The organism is Methanocella paludicola SANAE, from assembly GCF_000011005.1.
In the GTDB taxonomy this organism is placed as follows: domain Archaea; phylum Halobacteriota; class Methanocellia; order Methanocellales; family Methanocellaceae; genus Methanocella; species Methanocella paludicola.
Genome location: NC_013665.1, coordinates 680980 through 694574, shown reverse-complemented (window position 1 = coordinate 694574; position 13595 = coordinate 680980). Strand labels below are relative to the sequence as shown.

Annotated in this window: 13 protein-coding genes; 11 read left to right on the top strand and 2 right to left on the bottom strand. The window is 58.4% G+C overall.

Annotated elements, in window-relative coordinates:
- The first annotated feature begins 9 nt into the window (after positions 1–9).
- Both hgcA and hgcB read left to right on the top strand, forming a co-directional pair.
- Positions 10–1005: a mercury methylation corrinoid protein HgcA gene (hgcA, locus tag MCP_RS03650; RefSeq protein ID WP_012899470.1), complete on the top strand. Its 996-nt coding sequence runs from the start codon at positions 10–12 to the stop codon at positions 1003–1005.
- Complete coding sequence (gene hgcB, locus MCP_RS03645) at positions 1006–1308, top strand: mercury methylation ferredoxin HgcB (protein ID WP_012899469.1); 303 nt, start codon at positions 1006–1008, stop codon at positions 1306–1308.
- 11 nt (positions 1309–1319) lie between these two features.
- On the opposite strand, the gene MCP_RS03640 is transcribed toward hgcB, so the two are convergent.
- Positions 1320–1742, bottom strand: coding sequence for a protease inhibitor I42 family protein (locus MCP_RS03640; RefSeq protein WP_012899468.1), 423 nt, complete (start codon positions 1740–1742; stop codon positions 1320–1322).
- A gap of 181 nt (positions 1743–1923) precedes the next feature.
- Here MCP_RS03640 and MCP_RS03635 point away from each other — a divergent pair, with 181 nt between their 5' ends.
- Positions 1924–2757 carry a DUF362 domain-containing protein gene (locus MCP_RS03635; RefSeq protein WP_012899467.1) on the top strand — a complete coding sequence of 278 codons (834 nt, stop codon included), beginning with the start codon at positions 1924–1926 and terminating at the stop codon, positions 2755–2757.
- A gap of 55 nt (positions 2758–2812) precedes the next feature.
- Positions 2813–3121, top strand: a complete 309-nt coding sequence (locus MCP_RS03630) for a hypothetical protein (RefSeq protein WP_012899466.1) — start codon at positions 2813–2815, stop codon at positions 3119–3121.
- A 12-nt stretch (positions 3122–3133) separates the two neighbouring features.
- Here MCP_RS03630 and MCP_RS03625 read toward each other — a convergent pair whose 3' ends face one another.
- Positions 3134–3781, bottom strand: coding sequence for a S4 domain-containing protein (locus MCP_RS03625; protein ID WP_012899465.1), 648 nt, complete (start codon positions 3779–3781; stop codon positions 3134–3136).
- A gap of 211 nt (positions 3782–3992) precedes the next feature.
- Between MCP_RS03625 and gyrB the strand changes: the two genes are divergently transcribed.
- From gyrB to MCP_RS03590, 7 genes are all read left to right on the top strand, one after another.
- Positions 3993–5900: a DNA topoisomerase (ATP-hydrolyzing) subunit B gene (gene gyrB, locus MCP_RS03620; RefSeq protein WP_012899464.1), complete on the top strand. Its 1908-nt coding sequence runs from the start codon at positions 3993–3995 to the stop codon at positions 5898–5900.
- Positions 5901–5903: 3 nt separating this feature from the next.
- Positions 5904–8342, top strand: coding sequence for a DNA gyrase subunit A (gene gyrA, locus MCP_RS03615; RefSeq protein ID WP_012899463.1), 2439 nt, complete (start codon positions 5904–5906; stop codon positions 8340–8342).
- Between the two features lie 224 nt (positions 8343–8566).
- Complete coding sequence (locus tag MCP_RS03610) at positions 8567–9661, top strand: class II glutamine amidotransferase (RefSeq protein WP_012899462.1); 1095 nt, start codon at positions 8567–8569, stop codon at positions 9659–9661.
- Complete coding sequence (locus MCP_RS03605) at positions 9658–11184, top strand: glutamate synthase-related protein (protein WP_012899461.1); 1527 nt, start codon at positions 9658–9660, stop codon at positions 11182–11184. Before MCP_RS03610 ends, MCP_RS03605 begins: the two co-directional genes overlap by 4 nt.
- 1 nt (position 11185) lies before the next feature.
- Positions 11186–11923: a hypothetical protein gene (locus MCP_RS03600; RefSeq protein ID WP_012899460.1), complete on the top strand. Its 738-nt coding sequence runs from the start codon at positions 11186–11188 to the stop codon at positions 11921–11923.
- Between the two features lie 74 nt (positions 11924–11997).
- Positions 11998–12192, top strand: a complete 195-nt coding sequence (locus MCP_RS03595) for a hypothetical protein (RefSeq protein ID WP_012899459.1) — start codon at positions 11998–12000, stop codon at positions 12190–12192.
- Between the two features lie 120 nt (positions 12193–12312).
- Positions 12313–13593, top strand: coding sequence for a transglutaminase domain-containing protein (locus MCP_RS03590; protein ID WP_128567007.1), 1281 nt, complete (start codon positions 12313–12315; stop codon positions 13591–13593).
- Positions 13594–13595 lie beyond the last annotated feature (2 nt).

Genomic DNA, 13595 nt, shown 5'->3' with positions numbered 1-13595 from the left:
GGCAATATTATGGCTGAGAGTATTTCTGTTTCCAAAATCGTCCGGACGACATCGACGTTAACGCTCAAGGACCGGCTCGACCACTTCATGACCCGGTGGGGATATCGCCGGGCGTATCACCGGGTGGAGCCCGGCCTGTACTCGCTGGGCAATCCGACGGCGGAGTCGCCCGTGCTGGTCACGGCCAACTATACGCTGAGCTTCGACGCATTGCGCTCCAATTTAAAGGACGTGGACTGCTACATCTTAGTGCTCGACACGAAGGGCATCAACGTCTGGTGTGCGGCCGGCAAGGGCACGTTCGGCACCGATGAGCTGATGAACCGTATCAAGGCGACCGGCCTTGAGGGGGCGGTCAGCCATCGCAAGGTGATCCTGCCGCAGCTTGGCGCAGCGGGCGTGTCCGCATTCTCGCTTAAAGAGTGGTGCGGGTGGAATGTCGAGTACGGCCCCGTGAGGGCGGAGGACCTGCCCGAATATTTAAAGACGCACAGGGCTACGCCGGCGATGCGAAAGGTCCTGTTCGGCCTGTGGGACCGCATACAGCTCATACCGGTGGAACTGGTCAGCGTCTTTCTGGCTATGGCGGCGGCCTCGATCATACTTTACTTTATCATGGGGCTGACGGCCGCCCTGGCAGCGCTGGCCTGCGTACTGGCGGGCGTCGTGCTATTCCCTGTATTACTACCGTATATACCGGTGAAGGACTTTAGCGCCAAAGGGCTCATCCTGGGGTTGCTGGTAGCCCTGCAGTTTGCCTATATCGCTTTTACGGCCCCTGGCTCCGCAACGTTAAATGCTGTCGCTGCAGCCGGCTACTTGCTGGCGATGCCGCCGGTGACGGCATACCTCGCACTGAACTTTACCGGATGTTCGACCTTCACGTCCAGGACCGGAGTGCGCAGGGAGATATTCACGTACATCATGCCCATGGCAGTCATGTTCGGCCTGGGAGCGCTCATATTCATAGGCCTGAACGTTGCACGATTCATGGGGGTGGCCTGAATGTTCAACTCGTACAAAGTTAATACACTCAAGTTCGACCCTGAAGAATGTACAGGCTGCGGCATGTGCACGAAGGTCTGCCCGCACGCCGTTTTTGCATACCAGGATAAGAAGGTGGTGCTGGCCAACAAAGAGGCGTGCATGGAGTGCGGAGCCTGCTTCCTGAACTGTCCGACCACGGCCATCGAGGTCGAGAGCGGCGTCGGCTGCGCGGCGGCGATGATCAAGGCGGCGCTGACGGGCGGCCCGGAGACCTGCGACTGCGGCTGCGACGAGACCGATAAACCTCCGGGCTGCTGCTAAAAAAATATTTTTTAATTTACCAGTATCTTGAGCGTGAAGGCGCTCTCGCTGCCGGTCGTGGGCTCCCAGGGGCGCTTGTATATGGCCGTGAATTGCTGCTCGCCCTTGCCGGTCGCCTTGATGGTCCACTCGTGAGTGCCCCCGGCGCCTGCCAGCCCGGCATTACCGCCCTGTATGAATTCGCTGTTCTCTACCCTCAGGCCCGACGTCACGGTCGTGTTCCACGAGTACCCCGTGGTCGGGTTCTCGTCCAGGATGATCTTGAAAGTCGTGCCTTCGCCTATAGAGATTTCCTTACCATTATCCGCTGCGCCGTACGAGGCCTCGATGCCCCGGGACGGCAGCATAACGCTCGCAATGAAAGCGACGAGAATACCGGCGATGACCAGCCCGGACAGGGCCAGCGGCAACGAATCGGTCAGTTTTCCAGTCATGAAGTTCACCAAGCCGTTATTATACTAATACCCGGTATATATTAATTATTTAAGCAACGGATTAAACCGTAGCTATATACGCCCATTTTTGGTTTATAAGCATAAATTGAGAGTGTTTAGGCCGGGGATGCCCAGGCAATATTTTTTAATCCGCACGGCGAATTATGAAAATGGTATTATCATGGCGAAGAGCACCCTTATTTCGATAGTCCACACGAGCGACCCCGTCGAAGGCCCGAAGAAGGCGCTGGACATGATCGGGGCCGGCGGCATTTTAAACAGGTACGAGCGGGTGCTGATCAAGCCTAATTATGTGAACTCGAGCAAGCCCGAGACGGGAGTCACAACGGACCCCCGCGTCGTCAAAGGGATCGTCGAGTACCTGCTGGACCATGGCTGGAGCAATAAGGAGTTCGCCGTGGGCGAGGGCGGCATGGCGAGCTACGACACGATGGAGACGTTCCGCAGTACCGGGCTCGTGGACGCCCTCGAGGATTACGAGGTAACGCTGTATGACCTGAACGCGCAGCCCCACGTGGAAGTAGATATCCCCGGCGGCAAATCGCTGAAAAGCGTACGGGTGGCAAAGCCGTTCATCGATTATGACTGCATCCTCTCGGTGCCAAAGCTCAAGGTGCACGTCTGGTCGCTCTCGACCCTCTCGATGAAGAACATGATGGGCGGCATACTGCCGAAGGGCATCATGCACGACGACCTGCACCAGAAGATCGTCGACCTTAACCGCGTGTTCGGGCCCGAGCTCACGGTCATCGACGGCATCATCGGGTGCCAGGGCCACGAGCTTGCCTGTGACCCCATCCGGTCTGATGTCATCATCGCGGGCGAGGACTTCGTGGCCACGGACGCTGTAGGCTCGTTCCTCATGGGGCTATGCCCTGACGACATCCCCTACCTGAAGCTCGCAAAAAAGGCAGGCATGGGCGAGAACGAGATGGAGAAGATCGAGTACATGGGGGAGACGATCAGTCAGCTCCGGAAATACTACCGCATGTGAGCCTCAAGCATTATATTTATGAACCATCGCTGGTAATTATGTGAAAGGTGTTTAAATGGAAGCAGTGTATTTTTACGAAGACAAGGAAAAGAAGCCCGTAGATAAGCTTCTTGAAGAAGAGTTCTTCAAGCGCCTGGGCCCGAGCGTCCGCGAGGCCGCCATCATGGGCACCAATCGCAAAACTGGCTATTATCTCTACGTCCGGGCGGATAACCCCGAGAAGATGAAGGAAGCCGTCAGGCTTATCGAGGAGTCCAAGATCCCGATCGCGAAGATCACAGGCGATGAGGAAAAGCACATCCTCGATTACATCCACAAGGAAGAGGACGAGGCCGCCTCAGGGATGGGCGCCATCTTCGGGTGACCCGCGCCCACACTATTTTTCCGCAACGATGTAGGCCTCCATCTTTTGGGGCCTGATGACTTTTTGTATTTTAAGCCCGGCCTCTGCGAGCTTCTTGATCATCGGCTCGGGCGTGCCTCTGGGGCCAAGCTTAACCACCTGAACGATACGGCCATGCTCTTTAAGCAGCGGTAAAAAGCGTTTTAAGACTTCTATGGACGTAAGGGGCTCCACGGTCATGTCGTTCAAAATAACGTCGTAGGGGCCGCCCAGGGCCGCCAGGTCCATTCTGAAAGCGTCGCCGAACATCACCTTCACGCCGGGATACTCTTTTTCAACATTTGACAGCGGCTCGAGAAACTCGCGGCTGAACTCGATGCCCACCACCCGGGAGGCTATGCCCGAGGCGAACATCAGGAAGCCGCCGGCGCTGGAGCCGATGTCCAGGACTACGTCGCCCGGGCGCAGGATGCCCGACGCTTCCTGGATCCCTTTAAGCTTAAAGTAGCCCTCGGGCATGTCTTCGCCCTCGATCGCCACCTTGCGCCCATATTCGACCTTCTGCGAGGGCTTCAGGACAGCCTTACCGTCCACCTTCACCTGGCCTTTTTCAATAAGCCGCTTCGCCCGGCTCCTGGAGGGGACCAGGCCCTCACTTACCAGGTACTCATCAAGCCTCATTTCTACCCCCATAAAAGCCTCACGCAGATATGAAATTAACTGTGCTGAGCACTAAATATATATGTGATGTCGGACTATTAAATCTAGGAAGGGGAAAGGGCATACATAGGCCCTAAAATTCATTTATCACAGCTAACGAAAAGACAAAAATTTCTAGCTAAATGGACGTGAAATTTTTTCCCGTTATAAAAAAGGAGAGGTAGAGCACAGAATGTCAAATGAAATCCCGGCACAAGCCTACGATGCCTCAAGCATCCAGGTCCTGGAAGGACTGGAGGCCGTCAGGAAGAGGCCCAGCATGTACATAGGCTCCACAGATTACCGGGGCCTGCATCACCTGGTCTACGAGGTCGTCGACAACAGCATCGACGAAGCGCTGGCCGGCTATTGCCACAACATAGAGGTCACGATCAATAAGGACGGGAGCGTGACCGTCAGCGACGACGGCAGAGGCATCCCCGTCGAGATGCACGAGAAGTACAAGAGGCCGGCGCTGGAGATCGTCATGACGATGCTCCACGCGGGCGGCAAGTTCGATAACCTGACGTATAAGGTCTCGGGCGGCCTGCACGGCGTCGGCGTATCGGTAGTGAACGCCCTATCCGAGTGGCTCCGGGTCGAAGTACGCCGGAACGAAAAGCTCTGGGTACAGGAGTATGTCCGGGGCAAGCCCAAGGACGAGGTCCACGAGATAGGCACGGCCATCGGCACGGGCACTACGACCATTTTTAAGCCCGACCCCACGATCTTCGAGACGACGGAGTTCAAGTACGAGATCCTGGTGAACCGGCTGCGCGAATTGGCGTTCCTGAACAAGGGCGTCAAGATCACCCTTATGGACGCGCGATCGGGAGTTTCGGACACCTTCCATTACGAGGGAGGCATCGTCCAGTTCGTCCAGTACCTGAACGAGGGAAAGACGCCCGTCAACGAGAAGGTCATATACTTCGAGAAGCAGAAGGACACCACCGACGTCGAGATCGCCATGCAGTACAACGACGGGTACAGCGAGATCGTCCTTGCCTTCGCCAATAACATTCATACCACCGAGGGCGGCACGCACCTCAGCGGCTTCCGCTCGGCGCTTACGCGCAGTTTCAACGACTACGCGAAGAAGAACAGCCTGCTCAAGGGCGACATGCAGTTCTCGGGCGAGGACATCCGGGAAGGCTTAACGGCCATTATCAGCGTCAAGCTGACCAACCCGCAGTTCGAAGGCCAGACGAAGACCAAGCTGGGCAACAGCGACGTGCAGGGCATCGTCAACTCGCTCGTCGGCGAGGGCTTAGACGATTTCCTCGAGGAGAACCCCTCGGAAGCCCGAAAGATCATCGATAAGGCCGTGCAGGCGTTCCAGGCCCGCGAGGCGGCCCGGAAGGCCAGGGAGCTCACCCGGCGCAAGTCCGTGCTGGAGAACACCACGCTTCCCGGCAAGCTGGCCGACTGCAGTGAGCGTGACCCGTCGAAGTGCGAGCTCTACCTGGTAGAGGGCGACTCGGCCGGCGGCTCCGCCAAGCAGGGCCGTAACAGGCTGTTCCAGGCGATATTACCTTTAAGGGGCAAGATCCTGAACGTGGAGAAGGCCCGGCTGGACAGGGTCCTCACGAGCGAGGAGATCAGGGCCCTCATCACGGCCATGGGCACCAGCGTGGGCGAGGACTTCGTCATCGATAAGGCCCGCTATCACAAGATCATACTCATGACGGATGCGGACGTGGACGGGGCCCATATCAGGACACTCCTGCTCACGTTCTTCTTCCGCTATATGAAGCCGCTGATCGAAGCGGGCTACGTGTACATCGCCCAGCCACCCCTGTTCCGGGCGAAGAAGGGAAAGGAAGAGAGGTACGCGTACAACGAGGAGGCCCTCGCCGGCATCCTCGAGGAAATGGGAAGGAACGGGGTCGCAGTGAACCGCTACAAGGGTCTCGGCGAAATGAACCCCGAGCAGCTGTGGTCGACGACGATGGACCCGCAGACGAGGACCGTCCTGCAGGTGACCATGGAGGACGCCGTGGAGGCGGACCGCACGTTCACGCTGCTCATGGGAGACAAAGTGGAGCCCAGGCGGGACTTCATCGTACAGAACGCGAAGTTCGTAAGGAACCTGGATGTATAAGATATGGCAACACAGGAGACAGTTTTACCGGTCAAGATAGAAGAGGAGATGCGTAAGTCCTACATCGATTACGCGATGAGCGTTATCGTGGGGCGTGCGTTGCCGGACGTACGTGACGGGCTGAAGCCTGTTCACCGCCGTGTTTTGTACGGCATGTACGAGCTGGGCAACACTTACGATAAGCCTTATAAGAAGTCGGCCAGGGTGGTCGGAGACGTCATGGGTAAGTACCACCCGCACGGCGACATGGCCATCTACGATACCATCGTCAGGATGGTCCAGGACTTCTCATTGCGTTACCCGCTCATCGATGGCCAGGGCAACTTCGGCAGCGTGGACGGCGATAGCGCCGCAGCCATGCGTTACACCGAGGTCCGCATGGCGAAGATCGCGGACGAGATGCTCGACGACCTGGACAAGGAGACCGTCAACTTCGTGCCCAATTTCGATGAATCGCTGAAGGAGCCTTCCGTGCTACCGGCAAAGCTCCCGAACCTGCTCATTAACGGCTCATCGGGCATCGCAGTGGGCATGGCGACCAACATCCCGCCGCACAACATTTCCGAGGTCATCGACGGCACGGTCGCGTTGATCAACGACCCGGCGATCGAGCCTCTTGAGCTATTGAAACTCATCACCGGCCCCGATTTCCCCACCGGCGCTTACATCTACGGCCGGGAAGGCATTAAGGACGCATATCTCACTGGCAGGGGCTCCATAAAGATCAGGGCCAAAGCCGAGATCACGGAGGAAGGCGGCAGGAACGTCATCCTTGTCACCGAGATCCCGTACATGGTCAACAAGGCAAAGCTCATCGAGAACATCGCCGACCTGGTGAGGGATAAGAAGCTCGAGGGCATATCAGACCTGAGAGACGAGTCCGACCGGGACGGCATGCGGATCGTCATCGAGCTCAAGAAGGGCGCCAACGCCAACGTGCTGCTGAACCAGCTTTACAGGCACACCCAGATGGAGACGACCTTCGGCGTCAACAACCTGGCGCTGGTGGACAACCAGCCCAGGACGCTGAGCCTGAAGGAGACGCTGGAGTACTACCTCAAGCACAGGCAGGAAGTCGTAACCCGCAGAAGCCAGTTCGAGCTGAAGAAGGCCCAGGCCAGGGAACACATACTGGCAGGCCTGCTGGTGGCCCTGGACAACATCGACGACTTCGTCAATATCCTGAGGAGGTCCGCCAGCGCGGACGACGCGAAGGCCGTGTTCATGTCGAAGTACGGCCTCTCCGAAGAGCAGTCGAAGGCCATCCTTGACATGCGGCTCAGGGGCCTCACGGGCCTGGAGCGCAGGAAGATCGAGGACGAGCGCGCCGAATTAATAAAGCTGATCGCGCACCTGAAGGAGGTGCTGGCCAGCCCGCAGATGGTGCTGGACATCATAAAGAACGAGCTTCTCGAGCTCAGGGCAAAGTATGGCGACGGGCGGAGGACCATCATCAAGGAGTCCGACGGCGAGATCGTCGACGAGGACCTCATTCCCGTAGAGAATGTCGTCGTCACGATCTCTAACACGGGCTACATAAAGAGGCAGCCCGTGGACACGTACCGGACCCAGCGCAGGGGCGGCATGGGCATCATGGGCATGGAGACCAAGGAAGAGGACTTCGTCGTCGATGTCTTCACGGCCTCCACGCACGACCACCTGCTCTTCTTCACCAACAAGGGCAGAGTATACGTGTTGAAGGTCTACGAGATACCCGAGGCCAGCCGGCAGTCCAGGGGCAAGGCGATCGTGAATTTGCTCACGCTGATGCCGAACGAGTCGGTCAACGCCATGATCCCCATCAAGGAGTTCGACGAGAAGCACTACCTGATCATGTGTACCCGCGAGGGCACGATCAAGAAGACGGCGCTCTCGTCTTTCCAGAACATCCGCAGGACGGGCATCATCGCCATCGGGCTGGACGAGGGCGACGAGCTCATATCGGTCAAGCTCACGAACGGTGGCCAGGAAGTGCTGATCGCGACGAGGAACGGCAAGGCGAACCGCTTCAGCGAATCGGAAGTCCGGCCCATGGGCCGCCAGGCGGGCGGCGTCATAGGCATCCGGCTCACCGAGAAGGACAAGGTCATCGGCATGGAAGTCGTCAGCGAGAGCGCGTCCATCCTGACGGTCTGCGAGAACGGCTTCGGCAAGCGGACCGCGATCTCGGAGTATACCCCGCACCACCGGGGCGGCCAGGGCATGATCAACATCAAGACCACCCTCCGGAACGGCGGCGTCGTGGCGATCGCCTCGGTCACCGACGACGACCAGCTGCTCGTGGTCACCCGGGACGGCATCATGATGCGCATCAACGTGAAGGACATCTCGGAGATCAGCCGCAACACCCAGGGCGTCAAGATCATCACGCTCAAGTCGGAGAACGACGCCGTGGTGGGCGTCGCCAAGCTGGTGTCCGAGAAGAAGGAAGAAGAGATCTAATGACAGGCATTCGGCCTGTCATCTATTTTATTTTACTTTTTCTGCACATATTGTGCGTGAAGTTTTACATATCGTGTGCTAAGGTCTAACAAAGTTTAAATATATGTACAGTGCATATCCTTGCCTACTATCATCGAATATTATATATAGTGGAACTAGGAAACGAGTTGAAGCCGGATGAAGTCGCTGAACGTTACACGAAACACCCTAGAGGTGAATATCGCATGAGATGCGACACGAAGGTGCGATGCGAGAGAAATCCCTCGGGATGCGCCATCTCGGGTATCCTGAACAAAAAGGGCAAGCGCATCGACGGGACTAAGATCATCAAGTCCATCGCGCTCATGCACGACCGGTCCAACGGCCTCGGCGGCGGCTTCGCAGCGTACGGCATCTACCCAAAGTACAGGGACTACTACGCTTTTCACGTGATGTTCGACGATGAGGACTGCCAGGCCCGGCTGGAGGAGCACCTGGCGCAGCGCTTCGTCATCGAGAAGGACGAGAAGATCCCGACCGTGAAGGTCGACAGCATCCACAACGCGCCGTTGATACGGCGCTACTTCGTGCGGGTCGACGACTCCAAATTAGAGAACAAGCCCGAGGACGACTACGTCGTCGAGCAGGTCATGGACATCAACTCGAACTTCGCCGGAGCTTTCATTTCGTCGAGCGGCAAGAACATGGGCGGCTTCAAGGGCGTGGGATACCCCGAGGACATCGCGAAGTACTTCAAGCTCGACCAGTACAAGGCCTACCTCTGGACGGCCCACGGCCGGTTCCCGACGAACACGCCGGGCTGGTGGGGCGGCGCGCACCCGATCGCTTTACTAGACTGGTCCGTCGTGCATAACGGCGAAATTTCGTCGTACGGCATTAATAAGAGATACCTCGAGATGTTCGGCTACAAGCTGGAATTGCTGACCGACACCGAGGTCATCGCCTATTTATTCGATCTACTGGTCAGGAAGCATAAGCTGCCCATCACCGTCGCCACGAAGGCCTTGGCGCCCCCGTTCTGGAAGGACATCGACAGGATGGAGCCTTCCCAGAGGAGAGCACATGAGGCCATCCGAATGGTCTACGGCAGCGCCCTCATGAACGGGCCATTCTCGATCATCGTGGGATGCAACAGGGGCATGATAGGCCTCAACGACCGCATAAAATTAAGGCCCATGATGGCGGCCACGAAGGACGACACGCTCTACATGTCGTCGGAAGAGGCCGGCATTCGCATCATCGAGCCCGAGCCGGACCAGATATGGGCCCCAAAGGCGGGCACGCCGGTCATCGGCCTGGTGGAGGAGGACGTGGAATGACCACGGTCGCCCTTCCATCGACGGTGCCTCCCGAGTTCAGCGTTGAGGTCAACGACCGCAAGTGTGTGCGGTGCAAGAAGTGCACGACGGAGTGCGGCTTCGGGGCCGTCACCTACAGCAAGGAGTTCGACTGCATCATCGCCGACGACTCGAAGTGCGTGGCATGTTTAAGATGCGTCACCATGTGCCCGAAGAGAGCCATCCGCATCGAGCACAACCCCCTCACGTTCAAGCCCAACGCGAGCTTTACGGACGAGATCCGCAAGAATATTTACAAGCAGGCGGAGTCGGGCGGCATCCTGCTCACCGCGATGGGCACGGACAAGCCGTATCCCATCCTGTGGGACCACCTGCTCATCGACGCCTGCCAGGTCACGAACCCATCCATCGACCCGCTAAGAGAGCCCATGGAGCTACGGACGTACCTGGGCAAGAAGCCCGATAAGCTGGAGTTCGACTTCTCGGGCGGCAGTCTCAAGCTCAAGACGGACCTGGCCCCCAACTTCAGACTGGACATACCCGTCATCTTCGGCGCCATGTCCTACGGCGCTATCAGCTACAACGTCCACAAGTCGCTCATGCTGGCCGCAAAAGAGTGCGGCACGCTCATGAACACGGGCGAAGGCGGCCTCCACCGGGACTTCTACCAGTACAAGGATAACGTCATCGTCCAGTGCGCCTCGGGCCGGTTCGGCGTGACCGAGGAGTACCTCAATGCCGGCGCCTTAGTGGAGATCAAGATCGGCCAGGGTGCCAAGCCGGGCATCGGCGGGCACCTGCCGGGCGAGAAGGTGAGCGAGGACGTCTCGAAGACCCGGATGATACCGGTCGGCACGGACGCGCTATCGCCCGCGCCCCACCACGATATCTACTCGATCGAGGACCTGTCGCAGCTCATTTATGCTCTTAAAGAGGCGACCGAGTACAAGAAGCCCGTATCGGTCAAAGTGGCCGCCGTCCACAACATCGCGGCCATCTGCAGCGGCATCGTCCGCGCGGGCGCCGACATCGTCACCATCGACGGGTTCCGGGGCGGCACGGGCTCCGCTCCCCGCATCATGCGGGACAACGTGGGCATACCCATCGAGCTCGCGCTCGCCGCCGTGGACGATCGGCTGAGGGCCGAGGGCATCCGCAACCAGGCGTCCATCGTCGTGGGCGGCGGCATCCGGCAGAGCGCCGACGTCGTCAAGGCCATCGCCCTCGGTGCCGATGCCGTGATGATCGGCACGGCCGCCTTAGTAGCGCTGGGGTGCCGCGTTTGCCAGAAGTGCAACACCGGCAACTGCTCCTGGGGCATCGCCACGCAGAAGCCGCACCTCACCGCGAGGCTGGACCCCGAGATCGGGGCGCAGCGGCTCACGAACCTGCTGAGCGCCTGGAGCCACGAGATCCAGGAAGTGCTGGGCGCGCTGGGCATCAATTCCGTCGAGAGCCTGCGCGGGAACCGGGAGAGGCTGCGCGGCATCGGCCTGGACGAGAAGACCCTGGAAATACTTGGCGTGAAGCCGGCGGGGCGATAACATGGTGCACATCGACGCAAAGGAAATGCCCTACCGGGCATTGAATGAAAAGATAAGGGCGCTGGCCGCCGAAGGCGAGTACTCGGTCGAGCTGGACAACGTCTGCGGCCAGAAGTACATCGGCGGCGGCCTGAAGGGTAAGATGAAGATCGACGTCCGGGGCATCCCGGGTAATGATCTGGGCATCTTCATGGACGGCGCCGAAGTCGTCGTCCACGGCAACGGCCAGGACGGCATCGGTAACACGATGAACTCCGGCAAGGTCGTCGTCCACGGCAACGCGGGCGACGTCATCGGCTACGCCATGCGCGGCGGCAAGGTCTTCATCAAGGGCGACGTGGGCTACCGCGTGGGGATCCACATGAAGGCGTACGGCGACATGGTGCCGACCATCGTCATCGGCGGCACGGCGAGCGACTTCCTGGGCGAGTACATGGCGGGCGGCGTCATGGTGCTCCTGGGCCTCACGCAAAATAGCCACCCGCAGCCTACGGGCGACTACGTGGGCACGGGCATGCACGGCGGCGTCATCTACGTCCGGGGCGACATCGACGACTACTACCTCGGCCGCGAGGTCATCAAGTCCGAGCCCGATGCGAAGGATATCGCCATCATCAGCCGGCTGGTAGGCGAATACTGCGTCACCTTCGGCTGCGATTTCGACGAGATCATGCGCAAGCCCTTCATCAAGCTGGCCCCCCGGTCGCACAGGCCGTACGGTAACCTTTATACATCGTAAAAACGACAATTCTTTTTTTATTTCCGGTATATACCGTCCATATGGCTTTACTTATCCCGGCCTATTGATCACATATGGTACTGGGAAGAATAATTGCGGCGATCATAGCGGTCCTCGCATTTATCGTGGCATGGCGGCTGCTGGACGTTTTTCTGGGCTTTAGCTTCGGTATCCTGCTCTGGGTGATCAAAGCCCTGCTGTTCCTGGTATTGCTGTACGTGGTCTACCGCCTCTTCGCCGGGCGCCGTGGGCAACCGTACCTTCGCTAAAAAGGCCGGGGCATGGCTCATATCGAGTCATATAGCCCTGCATAAACCTTTTTTATGAGACAACAACAGTAAAATAGTATTTGAAAGATATACACATTGGACGTCTTAAGGGGAAGCGGTTTGTTTAAGCCTAGAGTATTCAAAAGTAACGGCCTGGAAGCGTATCATCTCATCAGCGATGAAGGCGGCAGCTTCCTGTATGAGGGCAGGATCGACTATAGCGACGCTGAGCTCTTTAACGATGAGCAGGGAAAGGCCTATTACCTGGTCACCACCGATATCGGCGGACCGTCGAAGTACTACGTCGAGGTGGAGCCGGTAGGTAAGCCTATACCTGCGGTGCATAAGGAAAAGGAAAAGAGCATTTCTGACCTGGTGAAGACGACGCCCGAAGAGCAGGCTCCCGGGGCACCTGTGCCAGAGCCCTCGCCTGAGCCCGCTATAAAGCCTGAAGTATCTAAAGAGCCCGAAGCCGCCCCCACGCCCGCAATAGCTCCGATGCCCGTGGATACTGGCACGAAGGGCGTCCCGAAGGAAACGTGTTTCGAAACGCCGGAACAGCCGCCCGAAGAGAAGCCTTCCACAACCGAGGAGGCCCAGGCTGCCGTCAAGGCAATGGCCTCGCTCGGCGAGAACAGGCCTCATAAAAAGAGTAAGGTCCCGCTCATACTTGCGCTCCTTGTGATCGCATTAATAGTAGCAGGAGCCGCCATCGCCGTCTACAGGCCCGGCCTCATTTCGGGCTTGCCGTTCATTGGCCAGGCGACCCCTACTCCGACTCCTGAGCCCACAGTGACGCCTACTCCCGAGCCCACGGTCACGCCTACTCCGACTCCTTCCCCTACTACGCTGCCCGGCGGAGGCGACATATACAGGAACCTCCTGACGATCGCCCCGGCCATCAACGCCAGCGACCCGGCGGTAACGGGCTATGTGGCGAATAACAGCAACCAGACCGGCACGAGCTACGGTCAGCTGGCTAAAGTATGCGACCTATTTGACGCGGTGAACAAGAGATGGTCGCTCGTCAACGGCAACGACACGGCGCCCCAGAGCTTGAACAAGAGCGTGGAGACGATGGAAGGCTCCATGATGGACTACAGCGTCCTCATGGCCTCTCTGGCCGAGGCAGAGGGAATGGACGCGCGCATCGTGGCAGTTTATAACGAGGGCATGAGCAGCTACGTCTACTATCCCGAGATCAAGGTCGCCCCGAACGACAGCGACTATAACGACGCGCTAGTATACCTCAAGGCCCGGTACGACATAGAGAACCCTTACGGCCATGCGGACGGCATCGTCCACTGGCTGAGCCTTAGCCTTAACAATACGCCTGGCGGCTATGTGGACACGAAGTTCGCATATACCGTGAACTCGAAGAGCGAGATCACCGGAGTCTAGGC

Excerpts from the sequence above, each read along its gene's own strand:
- MCP_RS03595 (WP_012899459.1), top strand. The coding sequence starts at position 11,998 with ATGGTACTGGGAAGAATAATTGCGGCGATCATAGCGGTCCTCGCATTT.
- MCP_RS03610 (WP_012899462.1), top strand. The coding sequence starts at position 8,567 with ATGAGATGCGACACGAAGGTGCGATGCGAGAGAAATCCCTCGGGATGC.
- hgcB (WP_012899469.1), top strand. The coding sequence starts at position 1,006 with ATGTTCAACTCGTACAAAGTTAATACACTCAAGTTCGACCCTGAAGAA.
- MCP_RS03635 (WP_012899467.1), top strand. The coding sequence starts at position 1,924 with ATGGCGAAGAGCACCCTTATTTCGATAGTCCACACGAGCGACCCCGTC.
- hgcA (WP_012899470.1), top strand. The coding sequence starts at position 10 with ATGGCTGAGAGTATTTCTGTTTCCAAAATCGTCCGGACGACATCGACG.
- MCP_RS03600 (WP_012899460.1), top strand. The coding sequence starts at position 11,186 with ATGGTGCACATCGACGCAAAGGAAATGCCCTACCGGGCATTGAATGAA.
- MCP_RS03630 (WP_012899466.1), top strand. The coding sequence starts at position 2,813 with ATGGAAGCAGTGTATTTTTACGAAGACAAGGAAAAGAAGCCCGTAGAT.
- gyrA (WP_012899463.1), top strand. The coding sequence starts at position 5,904 with ATGGCAACACAGGAGACAGTTTTACCGGTCAAGATAGAAGAGGAGATG.
- MCP_RS03605 (WP_012899461.1), top strand. The coding sequence starts at position 9,658 with ATGACCACGGTCGCCCTTCCATCGACGGTGCCTCCCGAGTTCAGCGTT.
- MCP_RS03640 (WP_012899468.1), bottom strand. The coding sequence starts at position 1,742 with ATGACTGGAAAACTGACCGATTCGTTGCCGCTGGCCCTGTCCGGGCTG.
- MCP_RS03625 (WP_012899465.1), bottom strand. The coding sequence starts at position 3,781 with ATGAGGCTTGATGAGTACCTGGTAAGTGAGGGCCTGGTCCCCTCCAGG.
- gyrB (WP_012899464.1), top strand. The coding sequence starts at position 3,993 with ATGTCAAATGAAATCCCGGCACAAGCCTACGATGCCTCAAGCATCCAG.